Source organism: Sulfurimonas sp. NWX79, from assembly GCF_039667035.1.
Lineage (GTDB): Bacteria > Campylobacterota > Campylobacteria > Campylobacterales > Sulfurimonadaceae > Sulfurimonas > Sulfurimonas indica.
The window spans coordinates 37,932-63,406 of sequence record NZ_JALCZL010000003.1 but is presented as its reverse complement, the minus strand read 5'-3'; the positions used below and the strand labels follow the sequence as shown (position 1 = coordinate 63,406).

29 protein-coding genes are annotated in these 25,475 nt (G+C 37.6%); 14 read left to right on the top strand and 15 right to left on the bottom strand.

Translation table 11 applies throughout. From position 1 onward, the window contains the following. Positions 1–1,020, top strand: a complete 1,020-nt coding sequence (locus MNY27_RS02150) for an alanine racemase (RefSeq protein ID WP_152183668.1) — start codon at positions 1–3, stop codon at positions 1,018–1,020. Here MNY27_RS02150 and MNY27_RS02145 read toward each other — a convergent pair. From MNY27_RS02145 to MNY27_RS02115, 7 genes are all read right to left on the bottom strand, one after another. Continuing rightward, entirely contained in the window at positions 1,012–2,976 is a 1,965-nt protein-coding gene (locus tag MNY27_RS02145) for an EAL domain-containing protein (protein ID WP_346391817.1), read from the bottom strand. The two genes, MNY27_RS02150 and MNY27_RS02145, sit on opposite strands and share 9 nt — an antisense overlap. A 66-nt stretch (positions 2,977–3,042) precedes the next feature. Beyond that, entirely contained in the window at positions 3,043–3,537 is a 495-nt protein-coding gene (locus tag MNY27_RS02140; RefSeq protein ID WP_152183666.1) for an NlpC/P60 family protein, read from the bottom strand. Positions 3,538–3,542: 5 nt separating this feature from the next. Next, positions 3,543–3,935, bottom strand: coding sequence for a hypothetical protein (locus MNY27_RS02135; RefSeq protein WP_152183665.1), 393 nt, complete (start codon positions 3,933–3,935; stop codon positions 3,543–3,545). Next, positions 3,935–4,171 (bottom strand): PP0621 family protein, encoded by a 237-nt coding sequence (locus MNY27_RS02130; protein WP_152183664.1) that lies wholly within the window; start codon positions 4,169–4,171, stop codon positions 3,935–3,937. Before MNY27_RS02130 ends, MNY27_RS02135 begins: the two co-directional genes overlap by 1 nt. Further along, on the bottom strand, positions 4,168–4,755 hold the full coding sequence (gene rsmG, locus MNY27_RS02125; protein ID WP_152183663.1) for a 16S rRNA (guanine(527)-N(7))-methyltransferase RsmG: 588 nt from the start codon (positions 4,753–4,755) through the stop codon (positions 4,168–4,170). Before rsmG ends, MNY27_RS02130 begins: the two co-directional genes overlap by 4 nt. A 35-nt stretch (positions 4,756–4,790) precedes the next feature. Next, complete coding sequence (locus MNY27_RS02120; protein WP_152183662.1) at positions 4,791–6,287, bottom strand: GGDEF domain-containing protein; 1,497 nt, start codon at positions 6,285–6,287, stop codon at positions 4,791–4,793. A 176-nt stretch (positions 6,288–6,463) separates the two neighbouring features. After that, entirely contained in the window at positions 6,464–7,027 is a 564-nt protein-coding gene (locus MNY27_RS02115) for a PAS domain-containing protein (protein ID WP_152183661.1), read from the bottom strand. Positions 7,028–7,085: 58 nt separating this feature from the next. On the opposite strand from MNY27_RS02115, the gene MNY27_RS02110 reads away from it, so the two are divergent. Next, positions 7,086–7,532 (top strand): CZB domain-containing protein, encoded by a 447-nt coding sequence (locus MNY27_RS02110; RefSeq protein ID WP_152183660.1) that lies wholly within the window; start codon positions 7,086–7,088, stop codon positions 7,530–7,532. Here MNY27_RS02110 and MNY27_RS02105 read toward each other — a convergent pair. Further along, the gene (locus MNY27_RS02105) at positions 7,519–9,630 is read right to left on the bottom strand and encodes a bifunctional diguanylate cyclase/phosphodiesterase (protein ID WP_152183659.1); all 2,112 of its coding nucleotides are present in this window, start codon (positions 9,628–9,630) and stop codon (positions 7,519–7,521) included. The two genes, MNY27_RS02110 and MNY27_RS02105, sit on opposite strands and share 14 nt — an antisense overlap. 10 nt (positions 9,631–9,640) lie before the next feature. Next, entirely contained in the window at positions 9,641–10,204 is a 564-nt protein-coding gene (gene ribA, locus MNY27_RS02100) for a GTP cyclohydrolase II (protein ID WP_152183658.1), read from the bottom strand. A gap of 76 nt (positions 10,205–10,280) precedes the next feature. On the opposite strand from ribA, the gene hemB reads away from it, so the two are divergent. Both hemB and argF read left to right on the top strand, forming a co-directional pair. Then, positions 10,281–11,255, top strand: coding sequence for a porphobilinogen synthase (gene hemB, locus MNY27_RS02095; RefSeq protein WP_152183657.1), 975 nt, complete (start codon positions 10,281–10,283; stop codon positions 11,253–11,255). A gap of 51 nt (positions 11,256–11,306) precedes the next feature. Beyond that, positions 11,307–12,230 carry an ornithine carbamoyltransferase gene (gene argF, locus MNY27_RS02090; protein WP_152183656.1) on the top strand — a complete coding sequence of 308 codons (924 nt, stop codon included), beginning with the start codon at positions 11,307–11,309 and terminating at the stop codon, positions 12,228–12,230. A gap of 10 nt (positions 12,231–12,240) precedes the next feature. On the opposite strand, the gene MNY27_RS02085 is transcribed toward argF, so the two are convergent. Together MNY27_RS02085 and trpS are read right to left on the bottom strand one after the other, a co-directional pair. After that, on the bottom strand, positions 12,241–13,092 hold the full coding sequence (locus MNY27_RS02085) for a nitrate- and nitrite sensing domain-containing protein (RefSeq protein WP_152183655.1): 852 nt from the start codon (positions 13,090–13,092) through the stop codon (positions 12,241–12,243). Positions 13,093–13,158: 66 nt separating this feature from the next. After that, positions 13,159–14,124, bottom strand: a complete 966-nt coding sequence (trpS, locus tag MNY27_RS02080; RefSeq protein ID WP_152183654.1) for a tryptophan--tRNA ligase — start codon at positions 14,122–14,124, stop codon at positions 13,159–13,161. 110 nt (positions 14,125–14,234) lie between these two features. Between trpS and raiA the strand changes: the two genes are divergently transcribed. Genes raiA through hemJ form a run of 3 tightly spaced genes read left to right on the top strand, consistent with a single transcriptional unit; the run spans position 14,235 to position 15,610 of the window. Further along, positions 14,235–14,564 carry a ribosome-associated translation inhibitor RaiA gene (gene raiA, locus MNY27_RS02075; RefSeq protein ID WP_152183653.1) on the top strand — a complete coding sequence of 110 codons (330 nt, stop codon included), beginning with the start codon at positions 14,235–14,237 and terminating at the stop codon, positions 14,562–14,564. Then, positions 14,557–15,174: a hypothetical protein gene (locus tag MNY27_RS02070; RefSeq protein ID WP_246153820.1), complete on the top strand. Its 618-nt coding sequence runs from the start codon at positions 14,557–14,559 to the stop codon at positions 15,172–15,174. Before raiA ends, MNY27_RS02070 begins: the two co-directional genes overlap by 8 nt. 10 nt (positions 15,175–15,184) lie before the next feature. Next, entirely contained in the window at positions 15,185–15,610 is a 426-nt protein-coding gene (gene hemJ, locus MNY27_RS02065; RefSeq protein WP_152183652.1) for a protoporphyrinogen oxidase HemJ, read from the top strand. 123 nt (positions 15,611–15,733) lie between these two features. Here hemJ and der read toward each other — a convergent pair whose 3' ends face one another. After that, positions 15,734–17,209 carry a ribosome biogenesis GTPase Der gene (gene der / locus MNY27_RS02060; RefSeq protein ID WP_346391816.1) on the bottom strand — a complete coding sequence of 492 codons (1,476 nt, stop codon included), beginning with the start codon at positions 17,207–17,209 and terminating at the stop codon, positions 15,734–15,736. A gap of 125 nt (positions 17,210–17,334) precedes the next feature. Continuing rightward, on the bottom strand, positions 17,335–17,922 hold the full coding sequence (locus MNY27_RS02055) for an LPP20 family lipoprotein (protein WP_152183650.1): 588 nt from the start codon (positions 17,920–17,922) through the stop codon (positions 17,335–17,337). Positions 17,923–18,022: 100 nt separating this feature from the next. Here MNY27_RS02055 and MNY27_RS02050 point away from each other — a divergent pair, with 100 nt between their 5' ends. After that, entirely contained in the window at positions 18,023–18,463 is a 441-nt protein-coding gene (locus MNY27_RS02050; protein ID WP_346391815.1) for a phosphoribosyltransferase family protein, read from the top strand. On the opposite strand, the gene MNY27_RS02045 is transcribed toward MNY27_RS02050, so the two are convergent. Then, positions 18,460–18,825, bottom strand: coding sequence for a cytochrome C (locus MNY27_RS02045; protein ID WP_346391814.1), 366 nt, complete (start codon positions 18,823–18,825; stop codon positions 18,460–18,462). The genes MNY27_RS02050 and MNY27_RS02045 overlap by 4 nt on opposite strands. Beyond that, on the bottom strand, positions 18,826–19,578 hold the full coding sequence (locus tag MNY27_RS02040) for a DnaJ domain-containing protein (protein ID WP_346391813.1): 753 nt from the start codon (positions 19,576–19,578) through the stop codon (positions 18,826–18,828). 79 nt (positions 19,579–19,657) lie between these two features. On the opposite strand from MNY27_RS02040, the gene MNY27_RS02035 reads away from it, so the two are divergent. The 6 genes from MNY27_RS02035 to MNY27_RS02010 all read left to right on the top strand — a co-directional run bounded on the left by MNY27_RS02035 (position 19,658) and on the right by MNY27_RS02010 (position 25,473). Beyond that, positions 19,658–20,023, top strand: coding sequence for an STAS/SEC14 domain-containing protein (locus tag MNY27_RS02035; protein ID WP_346391812.1), 366 nt, complete (start codon positions 19,658–19,660; stop codon positions 20,021–20,023). An 18-nt stretch (positions 20,024–20,041) separates the two neighbouring features. Further along, positions 20,042–20,929 (top strand): DMT family transporter, encoded by an 888-nt coding sequence (locus tag MNY27_RS02030; protein WP_152183646.1) that lies wholly within the window; start codon positions 20,042–20,044, stop codon positions 20,927–20,929. A 322-nt stretch (positions 20,930–21,251) separates the two neighbouring features. Further along, a complete protein-coding gene (gene kdsA / locus MNY27_RS02025; protein ID WP_152183645.1) occupies positions 21,252–22,046 on the top strand; it encodes a 3-deoxy-8-phosphooctulonate synthase in 795 nt (264 codons plus the stop codon). A gap of 11 nt (positions 22,047–22,057) precedes the next feature. Beyond that, a complete protein-coding gene (gene ribE, locus MNY27_RS02020; RefSeq protein ID WP_152183644.1) occupies positions 22,058–22,522 on the top strand; it encodes a 6,7-dimethyl-8-ribityllumazine synthase in 465 nt (154 codons plus the stop codon). A 133-nt stretch (positions 22,523–22,655) separates the two neighbouring features. After that, on the top strand, positions 22,656–23,057 hold the full coding sequence (gene nusB, locus MNY27_RS02015) for a transcription antitermination factor NusB (RefSeq protein WP_152183643.1): 402 nt from the start codon (positions 22,656–22,658) through the stop codon (positions 23,055–23,057). A gap of 4 nt (positions 23,058–23,061) precedes the next feature. Next, positions 23,062–25,473: a multiheme c-type cytochrome gene (locus MNY27_RS02010; protein ID WP_346391811.1), complete on the top strand. Its 2,412-nt coding sequence runs from the start codon at positions 23,062–23,064 to the stop codon at positions 25,471–25,473. Positions 25,474–25,475: the final 2 nt, after the last annotated feature.

Genomic DNA, 25,475 nt, shown 5'->3' with positions numbered 1-25,475 from the left:
ATGGCTTACATAACATTGAATAAACAACATTTTTTCAACAACTTAGATATTATTGCACAACGAAGCAAAGGCAAAGATAAAATAGCACTTGTTTTAAAAGATAATGCGTATGGTCATGGTTTGCGTGAGATGGCAGCTATGGCACAGGAGTACGGTATAAGCAGAGCTGTTGTCCGCTCCTATGTTGAAGCAAAAGAGATTGAAGAATTTTTTGATTATATTTTGGTTTTGGCAGATACTCCACAAGAAAAGAGTGCGAAAATTTGTTATACGATAAATGATTTAGACTCCATCTCAAAGTTTCCCAAAAAGACAAAAGTAGAATTAAAAGTAAATACAGGTATGAATAGAAACGGTATTGAGATGGATGAGCTGCGTGAGGCATTTTTCTTGATACAAAAACAAGAGTTAGAACTAGAGGCTGTCTTTACCCACCACAGTTGTGCTGATGAAGATCAGTCTGTTTTTGAACAACAAAATAAAAATTTTGCGCAGGTCAAAAAAGAAGTAACAGCTTTGGCAGAAGCATTTGGAATGAAAAGGCTTCGTTTTCACTCTGCCAACTCTGCAGCACTTTTTCAAACGGATGATTTTACAGAAGATATGGTACGCGTAGGTATCGCTGCCTATGGTTGTTTGGAGCTCTCTGGAAATGTTGATGCAGAGGCCTTACAACCTGTATTATCGCTCTATGCAAAGAGAAATTCAACACGTCATCTGGACAAGGGTGTATGCATAGGATATGGTGCTAGCTATACAACTTCACGTGAGTGTCAAGTGGGAAATTATGATTTTGGGTATGGCGACGGTTTTTTACGAGCTTGTTCTAACAGGTATGAGACACCTGAGGGTATCTTGTTGCTTGGCAGAATCTCCATGGATAACAGCTCTTTTTTATCCGTTGCAGAGGAGCTTTTGATTTTTAATGATGCAAGAGTGGTAGCACGTGCAGCGGGGAGTATCAGCTATGAGATATTGACCGCGCTTAAACCCTATCTTAAAAGAGTTATTTTAGAGTAAGAGCGGTGCAGGTCTTCCGATATAGTATCCTTGAATAAAATCTACACCTAAGTCAGAGAGTAACTCCAAAGCCGTTTCATCTTCAACATACTCTGCAATTGTTTCAAGACCAATGTTTTTCGCAAAAGATACAATGGTATGTGTAATTTTTTGCGCATTTTCATTTGTGGTTATATTTCGGATGAGAGAGGCATCAATTTTGAGATAATCAACATTGAGCTCCAAAACATGAGAAAAGTTGGAGTATCCGCTTCCAAAGTCATCGATAGCGATTTTCGCCTGATACTGTTTCACCTCTTTGATAAAGTTTTTAATATCTTCATAGTTCTCTATCTCGTGACTCTCTAAAATTTCAAAAACAACTCTTTGTGGTGTTGCATAGGCAGCGAGTTTTTCTAAAATAAAATGAACAGTTCTCTCATTGCGGATATCATCTATGGAGAGGTTGATTGAAAATTCATACTCCTCTTTTTTTTCAAAAAAAGCAAATGTTTTCTCTATCATGATATGTGTGATATGGTGATAGAGTTTTGATTTGATGGCAATATCCAAAAAACTGTAGGGTATGATAACATCACCACTTTGTGTGATAATTCTGACAAGTGACTCATACTTCTCCACCCGTTTTGTGTGGAGATTGTAGATAGGTTGAAAATAAGGATGAATCTTATCATTGGCAATGGCATCTTTAAGTAGCGATACCCCTTGTATATTTTTATTTACTATCTCTGTCGTGTCTACAAGATTGTCATAAATGATAAGATTTGTTTTTGCATTTTTTGCGACCTGCAGTGCCATGTCTGCTTTTATGATCAGGTCATCTTCGTTGGAAGCGATACCACAGCTGACAGTTATAAAGATAGCATTATTGGCAATAAGGTACTCATTTTTTTGAATCTCCTGTAGCAGTTTTAAGATTTTTTTTATGAAGGTATCAGTATCGATGTTCCATAAGCTAAAGACAGCATACTCATCACTAGGCAACTTGTAGACTATTGAGTGTTTATCATTGCAAAAAGCATCAATTTTTTTTGCTAAGAGTATGAGTAAAGCATCTCCGACATTATGTCCGTAAAAATCATTGATATCTTTGAAACTGTCAATGTTTATAAGGGCAAGGTGTTTATTTTTTTTCTCTTGGGTGTTATTAATGTCCTCTAAAAACTGTAATCTGTTTGGCAGACCAGTCAGTCGCTCACGTACAAGTGTCTCTTTGAGCTTTTTTGTTTGCATTCTGATTGTTTGACGTAAAAAAGTATTTATCTTTTTTGATTTTTTTGCGATAGTATAGATAATAAAAAAGAGAATTAAAAAGGCGATGATGTCATAAATGACTGAATAGATGAAGTGGTGAAAAAAGTAGTTGTTGAGTTTCTCTTTTGGCAGTTTAATGCTTAGTATGCCTCGAAGCTCTCCAAGCTTGTAGTCATATGCTTTGTCATAACGTTTTTGGATAAATGCAGGAGCTTTCTCTTTGGAAGCATGACATTGCAAACATTTTGACTCCATGATCAAAGCAGATGCATATTGATAGTAGTCAGGATTCTCACTGCTAAAGTACTCTTTTTCCATAGGATGTTCTTTAAAGTACTCGATGGCTTTTAGCTCCTCTTTATCCGCTTGGTTTTTTGGGTCTCTTGCTCTGTCTGAGACTGTTTGCAAGCTGATGGCAAAGGGGTTGTTCTGTGAAAAGGATTTATTGATATAGTAAGAACTGTAAGCCGGTAGCCCTTTTAGAGTCTCTTGATTGAGAGGAATCGTTTTATCAAAATAGAGTTTTTGGTAATAGTTTCTATGCACCATTGCATGAGATTTTAAAACCTGTGCCTCTTTTTTTGCAAACTCTTGAATCTGCAGCTGTGTATCGTTATAACTGTAAAAAATTCTCAGGAGTAAAACCAGTAGAAAAATAGATGGAACAATATAGAGGATTTTATGATTTAGATATTTTTCCATTGGATTACCTTATTGAGCGATTATAGCTAATTTTTCAATAAAACTTTCTTTTTTGGACTCTATAGCTTAGAATAATACTCTTCTTGCCTGAAAGTATTTTGCTCTCCAGTAGGGATTATGAATATTAGAAAGAATCACACCATATTTACTTGAGGCATGAATAAAGGCTCCTTTTTTAAGGTAGATCCCTGAGTGTAAAACATGGTAGGATGTTTTAAAAAAGAGAATATCGCCCTCTTTTAAAGCCTTTTTTTGGACTTTCTTTCCTACTTTTATCTGCTCTTTTGTTGTTCGTGGAAGCTCGATATGAAAGGCTTCTTTGTAGATGGTTTGCACCAGTGCAGAGCAGTCTATGCCACTCTTGCTCTCTCCCCCGTAGCAGTATTTGACTCCTGCCCATTTTTCGTATGACTCGTAGAGTTTCTTTGTGATATGATTCTTATTTTCTAAGTTGTAGCTTGGCTTGTTTTGAATGTTTAAAGAAATTTTTTTATAGGGTTTTGGTGAAGAAGAACAGGATGAGAGTAGAAAAACTGCTAAAAAAACAAGAAGCTGTTTCATAATACTTAAGAACTTATCTTGACAATCGCTTCTGGAAAAAGTACACCGTCAATCCCTAAGAGTGCCATCTCTTCAATTTCACTCTCTTGAGTGATATGTACCAGGATTTTTGCATCAAAGAGGTAGTTCTCTGCTATATTTTGTGCTGTTTTTGCCAACTTCTGATGTACGACTATGTAACTCGCCCCTAAAGCAGCAGCATAAAGAAGTTCTGTAATGTTTGTCACTCCAAGTCCAAAAGCGATATGGTTGCTGCTAAGATGCTCAATAATATCAAGATTGCTTTCATCAAAGTCCAAATAGATTTTAGAAGATGGAGGTGTCTTTTGGAGACTTTCACTATCAAAGATATGAAAAAATTCATCATTTTTAATAAATCTATGTCCAAAAATGAGCATTATTTTCCAGCCTTTTTTATGCATTCATCAGAGCAGTAGTATTTTCCACTGCTTAAAATAGACTCTGAAATCTCAACATAAACACCACAGTTGGCACATTCGACCATTTCGTTTGCTTGTGGCTTTTGTTCTTTTTTCTTGGCTGTAGTGCTGCTTTTTTCTACATTCTTTTGCTTAAAAAACATAATATAGACGATGTAGATAACGGCACCGACAAGTAGTGCTTTTAGTATCATAGACTCTCTCCTAGTAGTAAATAATGTCTGTTGTGTCTCTCTATAATTTTATGTGCCATGCCCTGTGAAGCTTTTACTTCATCAAAGACACGCTCGCCTTTGTAGAAGAGAAACTTTGTATCTTTATCCCGTAGTTTTGTACTGAGATCTAAGAGCATTTTTGTATCTGTTACTGCACGTGAGGTGATCAGTTCGAAAATCTCACTCTCCATCTCTTCGACTCTTTTTTTGACTATACGGACATTTCCAAGACCCAGATCCGCTTTTATAAACTGTAAAAAACTTGCCCTTTTCGCAAGTGGTTCAACAAGTGTTACTTCTGTATCAGCAAGAGCAAAAGCCAAAATCATACCAGGAAATCCGGCACCTGTACCAATATCAAGCAGAGAATTTACTGTAGGTAAAAAGCTGACAGGAAAGAGTGCATCGAAGATAAACTCATCAAGTGTTATTTCATCTTTTGCACCTGTTAGGTTGTGAATTTTATTCCACTTAAAGAGGTGATCTTTATACTTTGTAATATTATCAAAAAAATTGTCTGGCAGAGAAATATTCTCTTTTTCTACACGTGATTGTAAATTCATAGGGTATTTTATCTTAAAAAAACTCTCAAAATGATTTATCTGTAAAATTTAAAGTTATTTTTGCCAATGTTTTTGGCATTGTACATAGCTCGGTCTGCATATTTTACAAGTGTTTGTCCATGTTTGGCATCATCTGGATAGAGACTGATTCCTATACTGCAGGTTACAATGAGTTTTTTATCATGGAACTCTATTGGTATTCGTATTGATTCTATAAGAAGTTTTGCAATGGTTGCCACACTCTCTTTAGAGTCAAACTCTTCTAAAATAATCAAAAATTCATCTCCTGAGAGACGTGAGACTGTATCGGATTCTCTCACGCAGTTTTGCAGACGTTTTGCTATCTCTTTAAGTACGATGTCTCCTACTTCATGTCCATAGGTATCATTGATATCCTTAAAATGATCAAGATCAACAAAGAGCAGTGCAAATTTTGTATATTTTCTTTTTGCTTTAGCAATTGCCTGCGTGAGTCTGTCTTCAAATAAGACACGATTTGGGAGTTTTGTCAGCGTATCATAGTGTGCCTGATAGGCAAGAGTCTCTTTTTGTTTGAGTATTGCAGATTGGGCCTTTTGTGCATCTGATATTTGAATATCAAAGATAACATAGGCCTCTTTATTGTTATAGCTAATCTTATGCATAAAGGATTGAACTCCATAGCTTGAGCCATCTTTGCGTCTGTGTTGAGAGATATTTGTTGCATTGCCATTTTTGAGCATCAGCTCTTTAAATCGTGTGACTGTTTCATGTATCATTGAGGTGTTTATGTCATAAATATTCATAGCAAGGAGTTCATCTTCACTGTATCCAAGCGTTTTAATCACACCGTCATTGACATAGAGGTAATGGTCTGTTTTGAAATCGACAATATAGATCTCTATAAGTGAGTTTTTCATGATACTTGCAAGCTCTTGACTTGTTAAAAGGAGCTGTGAGAGTTCATTGGTCTGTTTTTTTACCTCTTCTTCCAAAAGACTCTTTTGTTTTTTTAAGAGTGAGTTGAGTATCTCATTTCGTTGTTCATACAGATACAAAAAGGTCATACTTAAAATGATAGGAATTGTGATGTAGAAATATTGGAACATTGTATATTTTGCATCTGAAAACTGTTCCAAGCTCAAAATTGCAAGTACAGAGATGGCAGAGAAAAAGAGACCTACTTTCTTCCCTTTGAGAAAAAATGCGGCAAGAATCAAAACTATGTACCATGTCGTACCGATTATACCAATGTTCCTAAATGTAAATGTTATAAGAAAATAAAAAAGAGCCAAGAGAAGCGGAATGGAGATGTTGATACTCTTTTTTGACCTTCGTGCTGTTATGAGAGTGATAAGTGAAGCCACTACTGCTCCAGTATCAATGATTGCCTGGACTTCCTGATGTGAAATGTAGCGTAAAAAAGATAAAAAACTCAACATGACAATGATAATGGTAAGAATGGAATTGACAAGTATAAACTGGAGTTTAAGCTCATACTCTTCTTCTTTAAAATTAAAACCGCTTAGTAAAAAGTTTGTAATATTTATCATCAAATAAACCTTCTAATGCTTCATTGTACTCAAATATATATAAAATATATATAATATGTTGAATTTTATGACTGTGTAGATGACCAAAAGCCTTCTTGCATTTTAGTGAGCAAGAGAGGACTTTCTATAAGCGCATATTTCTTATATGCGTACAAGCACATTTTTACTAAAATTGATTAAGAGAAGATTTTTTTCATAGCATTGAAGAAGATTTTAAAGATGCCTTTGTTACCAACAAGATTGTCTATGAAGTCATCATAGCTAAGGCCTTTTTCTTCTAAAAATCCTCGAAGGTATTTTTCACTTCCTTCCATTCCGCTCTCTTTTTCAATTTCCAAAAGTTTTTGATAGATAGGTTCGATAGCTTCAACTGCTTTGCGAGGGGCAGCTTTTCTAAAAGCAGTGTGGGAGATGATTTCATTGGTAATAGGATCTACTTTTGGCTCAAATTCAGTTACAACCCAGTAGTAGCTACCGTCTTTTGCTAGATTTTTCACAACAGCCATGATATTTTGGGCTTTGTTAATTCTGTCCCACATCATTTTAAAGACAACTTTTGGCATGTCAGGATGTCTGATTAGTGAATGGGGTGTACCGATAAGTTCCGCTTCACTGTATCCTGAAATTTCTACAAAATAGTCATTCCCATATTCTATTATGCCTTTTGGATCGGTCTTTGAAACAATATAACGTTTTGGATTAAGTTGTATTTCGTGATTAATCGGTTCTGGACGTTTCATAAAAGTTCCTTATTTTTTTAACTTATGCTATTATATACTTTTTTAAAGGTAAATTTCAATGAAAAAAGAACAAAGTGTTAATTCTGTACAAAAAGCAAGAGAGGCCCATCTATTGCAAATGGAGAAGATACATGCAATTATTGAGGGGAAAAAGGTTAATAATCCTACTGCCGTTTCAAAAAAAGAGTGTGACTTTGGACATTGGATTTATGATGAGAAAAATCATGTACGAGAGCTTATTGGAAGTCAGTTTTATAGTAAACTTGATATTTTACATGAGCAGTGGCATAAAGAGTATTTTAAAATCTATAACATTTTTTTCAAAGAAGAGAAAAAAAGAGGACTCTTTTCTAAATTTTTGGGTAGGAGCAGTGTGGATGCTTTGGAGATTGACAAAGCAAAGCTCTATTATGTCGAACTTCAGGCAACAACAGATGAGCTTTTAAGAGTACTTGCTGCTGCACAGAGAAGACTTGAAGCACTTCCAGAGTCTAAGTTTCATTAGACCTTTTTAACAGTTTCGTCATTTTATATCTGCTCAGAGGTTGTGAATAGTAATAACCTTGAATTTTTTTACATCCGTTTACAAGCATAAACTCTTTTTGCTCTTTTGTCTCTACACCTTCTGCAATAATATGAAGATTTAAACTCTTTGCAATAGCAATAATCGCTTTTGTAATGGCTATATCATCTTCATCGTAAGGAATCTCTTTTATGAAAGAGCGATCGATTTTTAGTTTGCTCAGAGGTAGTTTTTTAAGATAGGAGAGTGAAGAGTATCCGGTCCCAAAGTCATCAATGGCAATCGAGATCCCTATGTTACTTAAACGTTTAAGCTTTTTAATGGACTGTTCAGGGTTTTGCATTACCTGACCTTCTGTGACTTCAAGCTCAAGCCATGAAACCTTAAAGTTGTTCTCTTGCATTGTTTGCAGGAGATCGGTAATAAAATTATTTTCATTAAGCTGTTTCATAGAGAGGTTGAGTGCCAGTTTACCAGGGTTGAGCCCTTGTGCATACCAACTGCTAAATTCCTGCATCGCCTGTTTCATTATAATTTTGTCGATATCAATGATAAAACCGTTTTCTTCAGCCATGGGAATGAACTCTGAGGGAGGCACAATACCCACGTGAGGATGTACCCATCGAACAAGCGCTTCCATACCGATAATCGTTTCTGTCTCTGCATTATATTGTGGTTGAAAATAGACTTCAAACTGATTCTCTTTGATAGCAATACGCAGGGAATTTTCCATAATGACCTTTTCAAAAGCCTGTTGTGTCATCTCAGAAGAGTAGAACTGGAAATTGTTTCGTCCTTCATCTTTTGCTTTGTACATCGCTGTATCTGCATATTTTAAAAGGTCTTCTTGTGTCTCGGCATCATTGGGGTAGATACTGATACCAATACTGGAAGATATATGGAGAGAATGATGTTTTGTCTCAATAGGTTTTTTTAAGCTGTTAATGAGTTTTTGCGCAACAGTTGCAGCATTCTTTTCACTTTTAAGATTTTTTAGAATAATAGTAAACTCATCACCGCCCAAACGTGAGAGTGTGTCTTCCTCACGCAGCACTTTTTGGAATCTTTTTGCACTCTCAATAAGGACCTCATCTCCAATATGATGCCCAAGCGAATCATTAATCTTTTTAAACTGGTCGAGATCAATAAAAAGAAGAGCAAATTTTTCCTCATTACGTTTTGATGTAATGATCGCCTGTTGCAATCTGTCTTGAAAAAGAGTACGATTTGGAAGGTCCGTAAGGGTATCATGATAAGCTTGGTACTCTAAAAGTTTTGCTTGTTGATGATGCTCTTTTTCCAGTGCGATAAGTTCACTGATGTCCGTATCAAAGATAACAGCAGCATCCTTCCCGTGGTATGCGAGTTTATAGATATAGGATTGGACATGATACTCTGTTCCATCTTTACGCTGGTGGATAGTACGATTTAGAACCTTTTCCCCTTGTTCTATCTTTTCTTGTAAATAGGCAATTTTACTTTTTTCAAGATAAGGATTGATATCACGGACAGTTTTTTGAAGCATCTCTTCATTTGTATAGCCTAGAGCTCTGCAAGCACCTTTGTTTACATAGAGATAGCGGAGTGTTTCTAACTCAATGATATAGATTTCGTTCGAGGAGTATTCCAAGATTGCAGCGAGCTCTTTTGCTTCTTCTTTGATGTTGGTAATCTCTGTAATGTCCTGCGTTGTACCTATCAGTTTTAGGGGTTGTTTATTCTCATCAAAAATCACTCGTCCATTTATAAAAAGGTCAATAATAGTGCCATCTTTTCTGCGTGCTTTACAGGTAAATTTGAGTACTTTTCCTGTCTGAATGGCTTCTTGGAGCAGAGTCTTTGCATCGGTGATATATTCTGGAAGAAGCATGAAAAAAAATGTATCTATAGAGACCTCTGTGCCCTCTTTGAGACCATAAATCTTATAGCTCTCTTTAGACCAAACGGATTTTTTCGTTTTAAGGTCAACTTCCCAGCTTCCAAGTCCTGCAATATCTTCAAAGTGACGAAGTACACTCTCTCGTGCTTTGAGCTTTTTAAGAGCAATTTGGGGAGTATCTTTTGTTATATCTATTGGCATATGTTACTCTTTAAAGAAGATGACCCATGGCATCACGTTTTACATCCAAATAATCTTCATTGTATTGGTTGGCTTTCATAACTATTGGCACTCTCTCAACAATTTCAACATCAGAGATAGCATTTATCTTATCTGGATTATTCGTAAGTAGTTTGATCTTTTTAATGCCAAAATGATGGAGTATAAAAGTGACAATCTCATAGGTGCGTTCATCTGCCGCAAAACCAAGTTGATGATTGGCTTCTATGGTATTGTAACCTTTGTCTTGAAGAGCATAGGCATTTATCTTGTTTAATAGACCAATATTACGGCCCTCTTGACGCAAATATATAACCATACCACCTTTTTCATTGATGAGTGAAAGGGCATACTCGAGCTGATCACGGCAGTCACATTTTAAGCTTCCTATCGCATCACCTGTAAGACACTCTGAATGGACCCGAACAACAGGTATTTCACCCAACTCTTTTGCATATATGACAAGGTGCTCTTTTTGCCCCTCTTTAAATGCCTTTACTTTAAAATCGCCAAATCGTGATGGTAAATTCGCTACCTCTGAAATCTTTATATTCATTAATTAATCTTTAAAATGGTAAAATCTTTTCTTCAAACACTATTATAATCAAATATAGCAAAAAAAGGGTTTAAAAATGTTTCAAAGATTCCGTCGTACTCGGCTCAATCCACATCTGCGTGCATTAGTGCGTGAGACACATGTAAGAGCAGATGATTTTATCTATCCGCTTTTTATTAGAAGTGGAGAGGGTATTAAAACAGAAGTAGCTTCCATGCCGGGTGTTTATCAGATGAGTATTGATATGGCCATAAAAGAGTGTGAAGAGTTGAAATCTTTGGGACTTTATTCCATTATACTGTTTGGTATTCCTGATGTAAAAGACTCTATTGGAAGTGATGCGCTTTGTGAACATGGTATCATAGCATCTGCCGTACGTGAGATAAAACAAGCACATCCCGATATGTTTATTGTGACAGATTTATGTTTTTGTGAATATACGGACCATGGGCATTGTGGTATTATTGATGAAGAAAAAGAGACCGTTCTCAATGATGCAACACTGGAGATCTCAGGGCAGCAGGCAGTCATTCATGCAAAAGCAGGTGCAGATATGATAGCACCGAGCGGAATGATGGACGGCATAATTGAGACTCTGCGTGAGGCACTTGATGAGGCAGGATACAGTGAACTGCCTATTATGGCATATTCGACAAAATTTGCTTCAGGTTATTATGGACCGTTTCGTGATGTAGCAGAATCAACTCCAAGCTTTGGTGACAGAGCTTCTTATCAGATGGACCCGGCTAATCGTCGTGAAGCAATCGCAGAGTCTATCAGTGATGAAGCTCAAGGAGCTGATATACTTATGGTAAAACCGGCTCTTGCATATCTCGATATTGTACGTGAGATAAAAGACAATACAACACTTCCAATGGCAGTTTACAATGTAAGTGGTGAATATGCGATGCTGAAGTTTTCCGGAATGAATGATTTGATAGATTATGAGCGAGTAGTTATGGAGACAATGGTGAGTTTTAAACGTGCAGGTGCGGATATCATTATCTCCTATCATGCCAAAGAAGTGGCAAAAATGCTACAAAACAGATAAATTAAAGAAAAGTATACTAAAATTACTGATAATAAAAGACAGGATTGTATCGTGAGACATTTTTTAACACTCAAAGATTACACAAAAGAAGAAATTTTAGAGATAATACATCTGGGCCTTGAGATAAAACAAGATCTGCAAGCCGGAATTTATAAAGAAGAGCTAAAACACAAGACATTAGCGATGATTTTTGAGAAATCTTCTACACGAACTCGCGTGAGTTTTGAGACGGGGATGTTTCAGCTTGGCGGTCATGCACTCTTTCTCTCCAATCGTGATATCCACTTAGGACGCGGTGAGCCTGTAAAAGATACGGCACGAGTCATTTCACGTATGTGTGATATGGTAATGATACGAACGTACGAGCACTCTATGATAGAGGAGTTTGCACGATATTCAAAAGTACCTGTCATTAATGGTCTGACAGATTCTTATCATCCTGTACAGCTTTTGGCTGATTATATGACAATGATAGAACATGGTGTAGCAGAGAATGCCGTGGTTGCTTACATCGGTGATGGAAACAACATGACACACTCATGGCTCTTTTTAGCTGCCAAACTGGGTTTTGAATTACGCATTGCAACACCAAAAGGGTATGAAGTAGAGGCTGAGGTACTGCATGAGGCACTTGCATTTGCAAAAGAGAGCGGGGCTGTTATCAAAGTTATGAATGATCCTAAAGAAGCGGTTCGTGGAGCAACTATTGTAACAACAGATACATGGGCGTCCATGGGTCAAGAGGATGAAAAAGAGCAGCGTATAAAAGATTTTGCAGGTTTTATGGTAGATGGTCTGATGATGTGTCTCGCAGATAAAGATGCGAAGTTTTTACATTGTCTACCTGCGTATCGTGGTCAGGAAGTCAGTGAGGAGATTTTAGAGTCTCACGCAGAGATAGTTTTTGTCGAAGCAGAAAACCGTCTTCATGCACAAAAAGGTCTGATGGTCTGGTTGGATCAACACAGAGACTAATTTTTAGTCTCTAAATCCATCCTTTGGCATTTTCCAGGATGGCTTTATTACTTGTATCGTATGCTTTGATAATAGCTGAGATTAACGCAGTTCCCTGATCGAAGTATTTATCTGGATCGACTTTATTCGGAGTTTTTAGCAGCTTTTTTTGTGCAAAATTTATATAAGATCTTACACCTTTGTTGATAGTTGTGAGTTCATTATTTATATTTGCTCCTAGTTCACCTGGATGCTTTGCAACGATTTGTGTCATCTGATTTTGAAGTTTTTTATTTAAAGACTGCAGCTCATAAGCAAGTGCTTGAATATTTTCAATATCACTCTTGGTAACTTTGCCTTTTGCTGCGATACCTGCTCCCAAACCTCTCAGTCGTCCCGTATATTCTGTCATAGGAAGCATAATCTCCATCATTACCGAAGAGATGTCTTTTCCAAAAGGTGTGAGATCTTTTGCAAAGCGTTTTGAGACACTTTGTGCAAGCATAAGTGTATGGTCTATCTGCTCTGTATAAGCAGAAAAGGTTTTTTGTGGATCTTGTTTAAATGCTTTACGGTTGAGTTTTATCAGTGCTTGAGATATTGCGGTTGCACGTGAATTTATAACAGGGTCAGCTGCAAGTGGGAGTGATTCCATATTGCCAATGGCCCTTTTCATATCATCTCTGCTGGTAAAAACAAGCAGCATTGCTGCTGTATTACCATTGAGATAAGAGTTTGTTAAACCCCTTGTCTTTTGTGTCGCTATGATAAGGTTTTTTAAACTTTCTATATATTTAGAGGTATTTTTCTGATCTTCATTACTGAAGAAAGATCTTGCCTGTAAATTAAAGAGGAGTAGTAAAATAAGTACAAGTGAACGCATTGTGACTTCCTGTTATTGTTTCAAGATGTTATTGTGGTTATGCGTTATTGTACCTAATTAACTTAATTAATACCTTATACCAGTGACAGTTCTTATTTTTTCTATCATTGGTAGTGCGATCTCTTTGGCTTTTGTTGCACCAAAATCAAGAATATCTCTTACTTCATCCTGATGTGCTTGGTAGTAAGCTCTTTTTTCTCTGTAAGGTTTGAAATACTCCCAGATGACATCATGCAGGTAAAGTTTAAAATGTCCATGACCCTCTCCACCACGTTTATAGCGCTCTTGAAGTTCTCTGCACTCATCTTCATTTAAAAAGAGTTTTGCCATATTGTAAACATTACAGTTTTCATACTCTTTTGGTGCTTCCATCGGAACATTTTCAGTAACAATTTTTTTAATAGTTTTAAGCTGTTTTTTTTCATCACCAAAGATGTTTACCGTGTTGTTGTAGCTTTTTGACATCTTTTGACCATCAATTCCAGGAACTGTTGCAACATTTTCTTCTATCTTAAATGTTGGAAGTTTAAATATCTCTCCATACTCATTGTTAAATTTCACAGCGATATCACGGGCAATCTCCACATGTTGGATCTGGTCTTTTCCAACTGGAATGATGTCCGGAGAGTAGAGCAGAATATCTGCTGCCATCAGGACTGGATAGGAAAAGAGTGAATGGTTCGCAGCGATGCCTTTGGCAGTTTTATCTTTGTAACTGTGAGCACGCTCTAAAAGCCCCATCGGTGTAAACGAAGAGAGTGCCCAATAGAGCTCTAGTACCTCTTTTACATCGGACTGTACCCAAAAAGTTGCTTTTTTAGGGTCAATTCCCAAAGCCAAAAAGTCAGTTGCACTCTGCATAGTAAGTTCTGCTAGTTTTTTCCCATCTTTGACACTTGTCATCGCGTGATAGTTCGCTATAAAAGCAAAAGTATCATTCTCTTTTTGTGCATCGACCATCTGTTTAATAGACCCAAAATAGTTTCCAATATGCAAATCACCTGATGGTTGAATACCAGTTAATACTCTCATATCTCAAATTCCTAAATAATTTTTTGTGTATTATACCCATCTCAGCTTTATTTTGTTATTATATATCTAAATATAAGGGCCCAAATGTGCTCGTAATAAAAGGATTTATGATGATAGTACAATATCGTGCAAAAGATATTAATTTAAATGATGCAAATAAAGCACACATTGAAGCTGCAGTAGAGAAATTTAAAAAATATTCATTGGATTTAACACGTGTTATGTGTAATGTAATGGCTCAAAAAGATGGTGTTAGTGTTGAGTTCGAGATTCATGTGGCACATGCTGCGCCAATCGTCATTACAGAGAATGATAAAGATTTGGATGCTGCGATCGATATCGCAATTGATCGTGCAAGTAAAGCACTTCGTCGTCTCCATGATAAAATGAAAGATCATAAAGCATCTTCAATAAAAGAATTAGATGTAGTTGATGCATAAAAGTGTATCGGCTCTATTGATTTTCTTTCTTTTAGCCTTCTCTATAGAGGCTAAAGAGACAAAAAAGTACTCTTTTCGGGTTGCTTACGGATATGCAAGTGAGAAAGATTTGGGAGATATCCTATTTACTTTAAACTTTTCTAGACATCCAAGAGATTTAAGTACAGTTGCCGTGGATGGCGGTTACCTTCTTTATGAAGCAATAGGAGATATGCCTTTAGAACTGTATGCAAAAGGTGGTTTGTCTTATTTTTATGAAGATCAATTTAACAACACCTATGAAGCTATTGTATATCTAAAGCTCATCTATAATCTGGATTTTTATGAAAATAGAGTGCGTTTTGGTTTTGGTGAAGGTGTCTCTTATGTAAACGACAAGTTAGAATCTGAAGTCATTGAAGCAAGAGTAGAGAATGATAAAACTTCTAAGTTTTTAAACTATCTTGATATCACTATAGATTTTGATATCGGAAGAGTGACGGGTGTCAAAGCTTTGGAAGATGTCTATTTTGGTTATCTTTTAAAACACCGTTCTGGAGTATTTGGTCTCTACAACGGTGTTCATGGTGGGTCTAACTATAACTCTTTGTATATAGAGACGAATTTTTAAAGGCAAAAATATGTATGATTGGATACTTTGGTTTCATGTGATCTCGTTTATCTCGTGGTTTGCAGTACTGTTTTATCTACCACGGCTCTACGTATATCATATGGAACATATAGAGAACAGAGGTTTTGTTGAGGTTGTTAAGATTCAAGAGATGAAACTCTACAAGTACATTGGTGTGCCTTCTATGTGGTCGACAATTATCAGTGGAGCTGCTCTTATCTATATGGGTGAGTGGATGCGTTCACCTTGGTTGCATGCAAAACTACTCTTTTTAGCTCTTTTGATAGCGTACTTTTATTCTTTAGATGTAATCCGTAAGCGATTGCTTGAAGATAGATGTACAAAAAGTGGAAAATTTTTCAGAATGTATAATGAAGTACCGACAATTTTAATGCTTTTAATCGTCGGTATGGTAGTGTTTAAGCCTTTTTCTTAAAACAAAAAGGCTTCTATTTTTTACTCTCTTGCTCTTCTTGTTGCATACGTTTAAAAAGTACGACACCCAAAGTTGTTAGTGCTGCACCTGAAAACAAAAAAACAATCGCTAGTGATATATTCATCATCTCTCTCCTCTTCTTTTTGCTTTAAAGAGCAGTGGTGTCCCTTCAAAGTTAAATGTTTCACGAAATTTATTTGTCAGATAACGTCTGTAGGTAAAGTGAAGCCCTTTTGGTTTGTTCATAACGATGGCAATCTTTGGAGGGCGTGTCTCATACTGTGTCGCATAGTAGATACGAATAACTTGACCGTGCATACTTGGGAGTGTATGGCGGCGAAGCGCGCGTTCAAGAACTTCATTGACCTGAGATGTCGAAATTCTTTGTGAATAGTTCTCATTGATCTGTAAGATCATATCATGGAGTTTATCAACCCGCTGACCGCTTTTTGCAGAGAGTGTAATGATAGGTGCATAGGAGAGAAATTTAAATCGCTCACGCACCTCTTTGATGATTTTATCATGTTCTTGTTTGTCTGCGATATCCCATTTATTTAGAACGATGATACAGGCAAGATGATTATGATCAACAAGTCCTGCGATTTTCTCATCAAGGTCCAAAAATGGCTGGCTTGCATCAAGGACAACGAGTGCCATATTTGCATTCTCTAACATTGCTTTTGTACGCATAAGAGCATATTTTTCAATCCCTATGATACGTCCCCGGCGGCGTAGTCCTGCAGTATCGACAAAAGTAAGCTGTTTACCTTCATACTCAACCGTCTCATCGATCGGATCTATGGTTGTTCCCGCAACACTACTTACTACAGAGCGTTCTTCCCCTAGAAGAGCATTTAAGAGTGAACTTTTACCAACATTTGTACGTCCGATAATGGCGATTTTGATGTGGTTAATGTCATTTTCATCAAACTCTTTGATGTTGTCATTGTTCGCAAAGATTGAGTCATCTTCAACTTCATCTTCATCCTCGTCCCAGTAGTAAAAATCATCATCTTCATCTTCTTCATACTGTGCAAAGAACTCTTCATCACTGAGCTCCTCTTTTTCTTCATGCACAACTGTGATTTCATCTTCTTCTTTGATGATATCTTCATCAGGGAGTTTTTCATATATCCAATCAAGCAGTGCTACAGTATTTCTGTTATGTGATACTGATATACCAAAGATATCCCCCGTCCCAAATTCATAGAAATCCCAAAGCTTCTCTTTCATCTTATCATTATCTATTTTGTTGACAACAAGGGCAATCTCTTTACCCATTGACTGAAGTTCATAAAAGAACTTTTTATCTTCATCTTCAGGGATGCTTTTCCCATCTACCATATAAAGGATGATATCTGCTGCATAGGCAGCTTTAAGGCTCATCTCTTTTATTTTGTCAAACAGCTCACAACCTTTGTCTAGTCCACCTGTATCAAGAAGAATTGCTTGCTTGTCATTGATGACGACATGCTTTCTCTTTACATCACGAGTTGTGCCTGCAAGGTCTGATGTGATGGCATCTCTGTTTTTTATAAGTCTGTTAAAGAGTGAACTTTTTCCAACATTTGGACGTCCGATAATGGCAATTTTTTTCATGGAGTGTAACCTTATATAAATAATAATGAAAGCGTATTAGTTTTTTTTGAAATTATATCTAAATAATGAAAGAAAAGGGTCTGTTGAGGTTTAAATACCCTGCGTGAGGGTATTTAAAAGAGGGGTTATTCTGTAGGAAACTCTTTGTCAAGTTGCTCTAATGCCTGTTTTGATTGAAACTGCTGCCAGAGTGCATTATCATTTTTAAAGCTTGACTTGATAGCTTTTTTCACCTCTGCATTGATACTTTCTTCAGGAACAGTTACAAGCAAATAGATAGCACCTGATGGAGCTTCCCAGTAGTCAATTGCCTTAGAGTTTTTCAGATCAACTTTTGCAAGCTGTTTTGTGACGGCAGTTGTTACTTTATCAACTGTCTCAGCTGAACCGTTACCAGTTGCACGTGTAAAACCTTCTACTTTATCTTTTACCTCTGTTTGGATCTGTTGTGCAAGTGATGAACGACCGTTCATAAGTGCTACTCTTCTCATATGAGCGATGCCTGCAGCAGACTTCTCAGCAACACCGACACCTGCGTAATAACCTTCAACTTGAGGAATACATGTCCACCTCGGTGCTAAAACATTTTCTATTTTACATTGAAAAGTTGGATTGTAAGCCTCTTTTTTCGGCTCTGGCTTCTTGTCACTACATCCTGTGATTGTCAGCAGTGCAACAGCTATGACAGCAGTGTTTTTGACAATATTTTTCATTAAACTAATCCTTCTTGTAAACTTAAGTAAAGATATACTAACATAAATATTTAATAAGAAATATTAAAAAAAAGAGAAAAAATAGAGATTAAGGAAAATTGTGAAGCAATATTATGGCTATGCAAATTTTAGAGATGATACAAGACAACTGATAGAAAGAGTCAAAGATTTTGAAGCCGAGGCAATAGTCACAATAGCACGTGGAGGCTATACACTTTCACATGCTATGGCTGAGGGTTTAGATATCCGTGATGTGCAGAGTATTCGAACAGAGTTGTATGACAAAGAGTGCAAACGAGAAACATTGAGTCTTTTTGGAAGTTGTGACTTTAAAGTCACAAAGGTGTTGGTTGTAGATGATATTGCTGACAGTGGAGAAACATTAGCATATATTATGGAGTATCTGCAAAAAAACTTCTCCGATGTAACTTTTAAATCAGTAACACTTTTTTATAAGAAAACATCTATTTACGAGCCTGATTTTTGGGTCAATGAGGCAAATGCATGGATAGAGTTTTTCTGGGAGAAAGATTTTCTTTAAGGTTGTCTGTGTCCGCTATGGAGTTTGTTAAAGTCCGTATCATAGATATATGCAGCGATATCCTCTAAAACATCTTTTTCATAAGCAATGTGGGGCATTAGCTCATGTTTTTTGATGGCATCTTGCATGATAGAGGTCTCACGTGAGGGGTTTGCTACCCACTCAGAGAGGTACTTTACAAAATCTCGCTTCTTTGGAAATGCACTTATATATCTTTTGCGTACTTCTATGATAGCCGGAGCAGACTTCTCTTCAAGCTCAAAATGGCATGTTACACAGTTACCGTGAAAGAGCAAGGCACCCATCTCATCTGAAGCATGTAGGCTAACAAGTGTAAAAAGAAGTATTAAAAGTTTTCGCATTTATCCTCGTGCCTTTTTAATCATCTCATAAGCCTGATTGATCTCTTGGGTCTTTTGGGTCGCTTCTTCTATATAGCTCTCACTTTTACCTTGAGACTTGATGATGTCAGGATGATATTGGCGTACAAGTTTTCTGTAGGCTTTTTTGATCGTTGCCATATCATCATTTGGAGATACACCGAGAAGTTTGTACGCATCTTCAAGAGATTGTTTTGGCTGCACATTTTGCATCATCTGCTCAAACTGATCAAAAATTGCGTGGTATGCATTTGGGTCAAACTGCATCGCTTCTGCAATGGTTGCGAGAATTGTCTCTTCACTTTTGGTGACTTCACCATCTGCAAAACTAAGCTGAATTAAAAACTGCATAAATTGATGCTGCATTGCCTGGGAGCGTTTTGTTGCGTGAGAGAGTGCGTGAGCTAAATGTTCGATGTTATCCGTTCTGTTTTTCTCTTCGTTGAAAATATCTTTGAGTATCGCTTTTGCCTTGTGTGGCTCTGGGAATACAGAAGATATATCATCAAGCATATTCGATATAAGTTCGGCCTCAAGTGCATCAACCCGTCCGTCTGCTTTGGCAACTTTTGCACTAAGGGCTACAAAGAGCCCCAATTCATTCTTTTTCAGTGAATCATAGGAGATAGAGAAATCTTTAAAGGTCTCTTTCGAGTACGTTTCATACCTTGCATAACTTTTAAATACATAATAAAAAATAGCACCAAGAAGCGCAAGAAGTAGTATATTTCCCATCAAGTTCCTTTGTAAAAGAGGTCTGTTGTTTTTATGTTATTATACAGATGAAAAGAAAATAAAAAGCAAGGAGTTTATCATGGTAAAAGTACTGAGTGATGATACCCGTAAAGATTTCCTAGGATTTGAGCTGAGTGGGATTGTTACAGCTGAGGATTATGAAAAAACATTGATTTCTGCTGTGCAAGAGAAACTCAAATCAACAGATAAACTCAGAGTACTTTATCATGTAAAAGAGGATTTTGATTCTTATGAGCTCAAAGCGATGTTTGATGATGCAAAAGCAGGAGTGGAGTTTTGGAATAATTGGGAGAAAATTGCTGTTGTCAGTGATGTTTCATGGATAATCAACGCTGTAAAGATATTTGCTTTTATGCTGCCTGGAGAGATTAAGACTTTTTCTAATGCTGAGCTAGAAGAAGCGAAGGAGTGGTTATTTTCATAAAATGATACAATTCGCTTTATGAAACGTCTTAGAAATTTAAACAAGGGTGTAAAGTATATGCTGATAGCTAGCTTTACATTCGCAATTATGGGGGCTTTTGCCAAGCTTTCAAGCCAGTATATGAGCTCACTTGAAGTGGTCTTTTTTAGAAATATTGCCGGTGTCATACTCATCGGTCTAGCCGTGCTGAAAAAACCGATGCAGCATCAGGGTGGCAAACCTTTACTGCTCTTTTTTCGTGGCTTTATGGGATTTGTAGCACTTTTGGCCTTCTTTTACAACATTGCACATATCTCTCTTGGTGATGCAATGACCTACTCAAAGACATCTCCTATATTTACTGCAATTTTTGCCTGGCTTTTTCTGCGTGAGAAGCTTGATCTTAAGGCTTGGATAGCTGTTTTTGTCGGTTTTATCGGTATCGTGTTTATTACACAGCCTAGTGGATTTGGATTTTCAAAATATGACCTGCTAGGAATATTTTCCGGTGTAGGTGCTGCACTGGCTTATACTTCTGTACGTGAGCTAAAAAGCTACTATGATACACGAGCAATAGTGCTTTCCTTTATGCTTGTTGGTACTATTGGTCCTGTTGTGCTCTTTGCTGTATCTCCATATATTCATATGCCAGAACTTGATTTTATGCTTGGGGAATTTGTGATGCCAGAGGGCATTGTCTGGGTTTATGTTATAGCGATGGGACTCTTTGCAACACTCTCTCAAGTGCTGATGACAAAAGCATATGGGGAGACAAAAGCAGGAATTGTCGGAGCGGTAAGTTATACGAATATACTCTTTTCAATTTTAGTTGGACTCTTTCTTGGTGATGCACTTCCAAGCCTAAGTACGAGCTTTGGAATCATTCTTATTGTCTTTGCTGGAGTGATGGTGGCAAGGGCTAAATAGATTTTTACAATAATTTGGCTATAATCTCTTACATTTTTTTAAAGGGCACCTCTAAAAATTCTAACAGTCCTCAGAGGGATAAAACAGAGATGAAATTGTGAAGAACTTTTTTTGAGTCATAGCTAAAGCTATGATGATGAAAAATTCTTTGCAAGTTTGCTCTGTTTTATCCCTCCCTTCGGGCAAAAGAGAAAAGTCCATACTCTGCGTTAATCTTTTTTAACTTAGCTACGGCTAGGTTTTCAAAAGACTGCCTTGATTATGAATTTTTCTCTTATGCTGAGGATTATTAGAGTTTTTAGAGGTGCCCTAAAGGGTATAGATGAAACTTTTGGCTGGTCCTTGCGTTATTGAAAGCGAGGAAAATATTTTTAAAATTGCGAAGTCTTTGGAGAAGTATCAAGAAGATAGCACGATAGACTTCTATTTTAAAGCGAGTTTTGACAAAGCAAACCGAACATCACTGGAGTCTTTTCGCGGGCTTGGAATGGATGAAGGGCTGCGTATACTACAGAAAGTCAAGGATGATTTTGGCTATAAAGTAGTAACGGATGTGCATGAGTCTATTCAGGTTGCACCTGTGGCAGAAGTTGTAGATATGCTGCAGATTCCTGCTTTTTTATGCCGTCAAACAGATCTGCTTGTAGCATGTGCCAAGACAGAGCGTGAGATAAACATCAAAAAAGGGCAGTTCTTAGATGCCAATGCGATGCAGTATCCGCTCTTAAAAGTGCTCCAAACACGTGGTTGTTCTCAAGCGACATATGAGAATTCACAAAAGCACGGAGTATATCTCTGTGAACGCGGTAATACTTTCGGCTATGGCAACTTGGTTGTTGATATGCGAAACTTGGTACTGATGCGTGAGTTTGCACCAGTCATCTTTGATGCAACACATTCAGTACAACGTCCGACTGCAGAGAACGGTAAAACCGGAGGAGACAGCTCAATGGTTCAGTATCTCGCAAGTGCTGCTGCAGCTGTTGGAGTTGACGGTTTCTTCTTTGAGACACACTTTGATCCAAGTATTGCACTCTCAGATGGTCCAAATATGATAAAACTTGATGAGCTCGATGCTCTCATAACAAAAATCAAAAAAATTCAAGAAATTAAATAAAGGAAGTAAAGATGAATCTAATCGAAGGTAGATTAAAAGTAGTAAACGGTAAAAAAATTGCGATAGTAAGTACAAGATGGAACCATTTCATCGTTGACAGACTTGTAGAAGGTGCAAAAGATGCATTTGACAGACATGGTGGAAAGCAAGATGACTTGACACATGTTTTGGTCCCGGGTGCCTTTGAACTTCCAATGGTAGTAGACCAGCTTCTCTCTAGCGGAAAATATGATGCTATATGTGCACTTGGTGCAGTTATTCGTGGTGCGACACCGCATTTTGACTATGTAAGTGCAGAAGCAACAAAAGGTATCGCTACAATGAGTCTAAAATACCAAAAACCGGTAAGTTTCGGACTTCTTACAACTGATACTATCGAGCAGGCAATCGAGCGTGCAGGAACAAAAGCAGGGAACAAAGGTTTTGAGGCAATGACGACAGTTATTGAGATGTTAGACCTTTACGAAGCTCTATAAAAATGCACTAGTGCATTGGGCTTTCTGCCGAAGAAAACCCAGTGTTAACGTAGGTAGCAGGATTACTCCTGATACCGTACAAAATGAAGAAGGGGGTTCCCTTCATTTTATGTAATAAAATTAAGGAGTTATGATGGCAACAAGACATCATGCAAGAATGGCTGTTGTCAGCCTTTTGTACGCGTTTGATTTAGGCAATGGCAATACTTCAGAACATACAACAGAGATACTAGAAGAGAAAAAAATTCGTAATAAACAGCGTGATTTTGCACTTGATCTCTATGAAGGTGTAATGGAGCACTTAGAAGAGATAGATAAGGCAATCACCCTGCATTTGAAAGATTGGGATTTTGAGCGTTTGGGTGCGATTGAGCGTGCAACTCTTCGTCTTGCTGCTTATGAAATCTTATTTGGTGATTTGGATTCTGCTGTTGTTATCAATGAGGCAGTAGAGATTACAAAATCTTTTGGAACAGAGCAATCTCCGAAATTTATCAATGGTGTTTTAGACGCGATAGCAAAAGATAAAAAGTAAAAATATGAAAAAAATCGTTCTTCTTGCAGTGCTTCTTGCAACATATGCTTTTGGAGCAAATCAGTGTATCGTCTGTCATAAAGGCATCGAAGATATTCGTGATAGAAACTCTTCGATGATGCGCTCGATTTTGCGAATATCAGAGAAAGCTGGACATCCTGGAAATGACTGTATCGTCTGTCATGGAGGAAATCCAAAAAGCAAAAGTAAGAAGTATGCACACAGAGGAACAGTAGAGTACTTTAAGAGTAATCCAGGCCCAAAAGAGTACTATCCCGCACCGGCAAGCTCTTGGATAAATCAAAATACATGTGGTGTTTGTCACCCTAACCAGGTAGCGGCACAGATGAACTCTTTGATGATGACCGAACAGGGAAAGATTCAAGGAGCGATGTGGAGCTTTGGTGCCAAAGAGGGCTACACCCATGTCAATGGAAACTACAAAACAAAAAATCCGGACGATCCGCATAAACGATTAGGTACGGACACTTACCGGGTCTATATGGAAAAGCTTGCAATGATGGAGCCGCAGGGTTTTCCAACAGAGATGAAAGAACTCCCCGCCGCACCTACAGTTGAAGAGATACACAAAGACCCGTCACTTGCAGTTTATACCTACCTCCGTCAAGAGTGTCTGCGTTGTCATACAGGAAGTAAAGGTCGTTACAGACGAGGTGATTATAGAGGAATCGGGTGTGCATCATGTCATGTTCCTTATTCAAATGAGGGCTTTTATGAAGGTAATGACAAAAGCATCAAGAAAAAAGAACGCGCTCATATGCTCTCGCACCAGATTCAATCTTCACGCAAGGTAAAAGTTAAGATCCATGATGTAGAGTACAGTGGTGTACCGGTTGAGACCTGCTCAACATGTCATAACCGTGGAAAACGCATTGGAGTGAGTTATCAGGGACTTATGGAGACAGAGTATCAGTCTACTTTTGATGCCGAGGGACATGGACAGCCAAAGCTCCATACGAAACGTTACCTGCATATGAAAGAGGATGTACATTACAAAAAAGGGATGTTGTGTCAGGATTGCCATACATCAAATGACCTTCATGGTGACGGTTTTTTAGCGGGAGCAAACCTGGGAGCTGTTGAGATAGAGTGTCAGGATTGTCACGGGACTACAAAAAAATACCCTTGGGAATTGCCAATAGGGTACTCTGATGAATTTTCTGAAAAAGAAAAAGTCGGAAAACCAAGAGGTGTGACACAAACAGTTGCAAAATATCTCAAACAGGGCTACCTTCCAAAAGACAAAGGTGATGGTTACATCTTGACAGCACGTGGAAATCCACTTCCAAAAGCCGTTAAAAAAGGCAACAAAATCATCATGCATCTGGCTTCTGGCAAAGATATCGAACTCAAACCGCTTAAGCTTTTAAAAGAGGAAGAGGCACTCTCAAAAGAGGCACTCGTTGCTATGGATGTCGTTGAAGCACATACATCTGAGATGGAGTGTTATACCTGCCATGCAACATGGGCACCACAATGTTACGGATGTCATGTCAAAGTTGACTACAGCGGAGGCAAAAAAAATCCGGACTATCTAAAAGCCTCCCATGATCATGATATGCATGGAACAACAGGTGGTATGCGAGATCTGAAGAAGTACCTTGTTCCTGGAAAGGTAACAGAGACTCGCTCTTATCTGCGTTGGGAAAACCCTGCTCTGGCACAAAATGGGGAGGGACGTATAACTCCTGTTATTCCTGGGTGTCAGACAACTATTACCGTAATTGGTAAAGATGGAAAAGCACTACTGCAAAACTATATCTTTAAAATTCCAAATGTAGAAGGTGCAGGTAAAGAGGGACAAAATGCCATCGATATGGCTCCTGTTCAACCTCATACCATTCAAAAAGAGGCACGTTCGTGTGAGAGCTGCCATACTTCAGATAAGGCACTTGGACTCGGTGTCGGTGGTGGAAAGCTGGGTGCTGATCCGAGTAAAACAACAATTATGGACTTGATGAGTGCAGACGGTAAGATAGTACCAAAACAAGTAGATGAGCAGATTCCAGCAATCCCAAATCTGAAACATGATTACTCACAGTTTGTTGATGAAAATACAACACAGTTAATGACGGTAGGGCATCACTGGAAGCTTTCGCATCCATTGCAAAAAGATGAAAGAGACAAGCTTGACCGTCGTGGAGTATGCTTGTCCTGTCACCAAGATATTCCAAAGGGTAACCTTGCTGTATCGGCAATGACGCATATTGCTCAGATGGCAGAGCTAAAAATTGACAACAAAGAACATCAGGGAATTTTAAATAAGATACTTAATCTTGGTGCATTGCTTCAAGTTATAGGTGGAGGGTTTATAATACTTCTGATTTTATATGTTATCTATAGAAAGTTCATAAAGCAAAAATCGATTAATCCAATGAGTAGAGGATGGAAATAGTG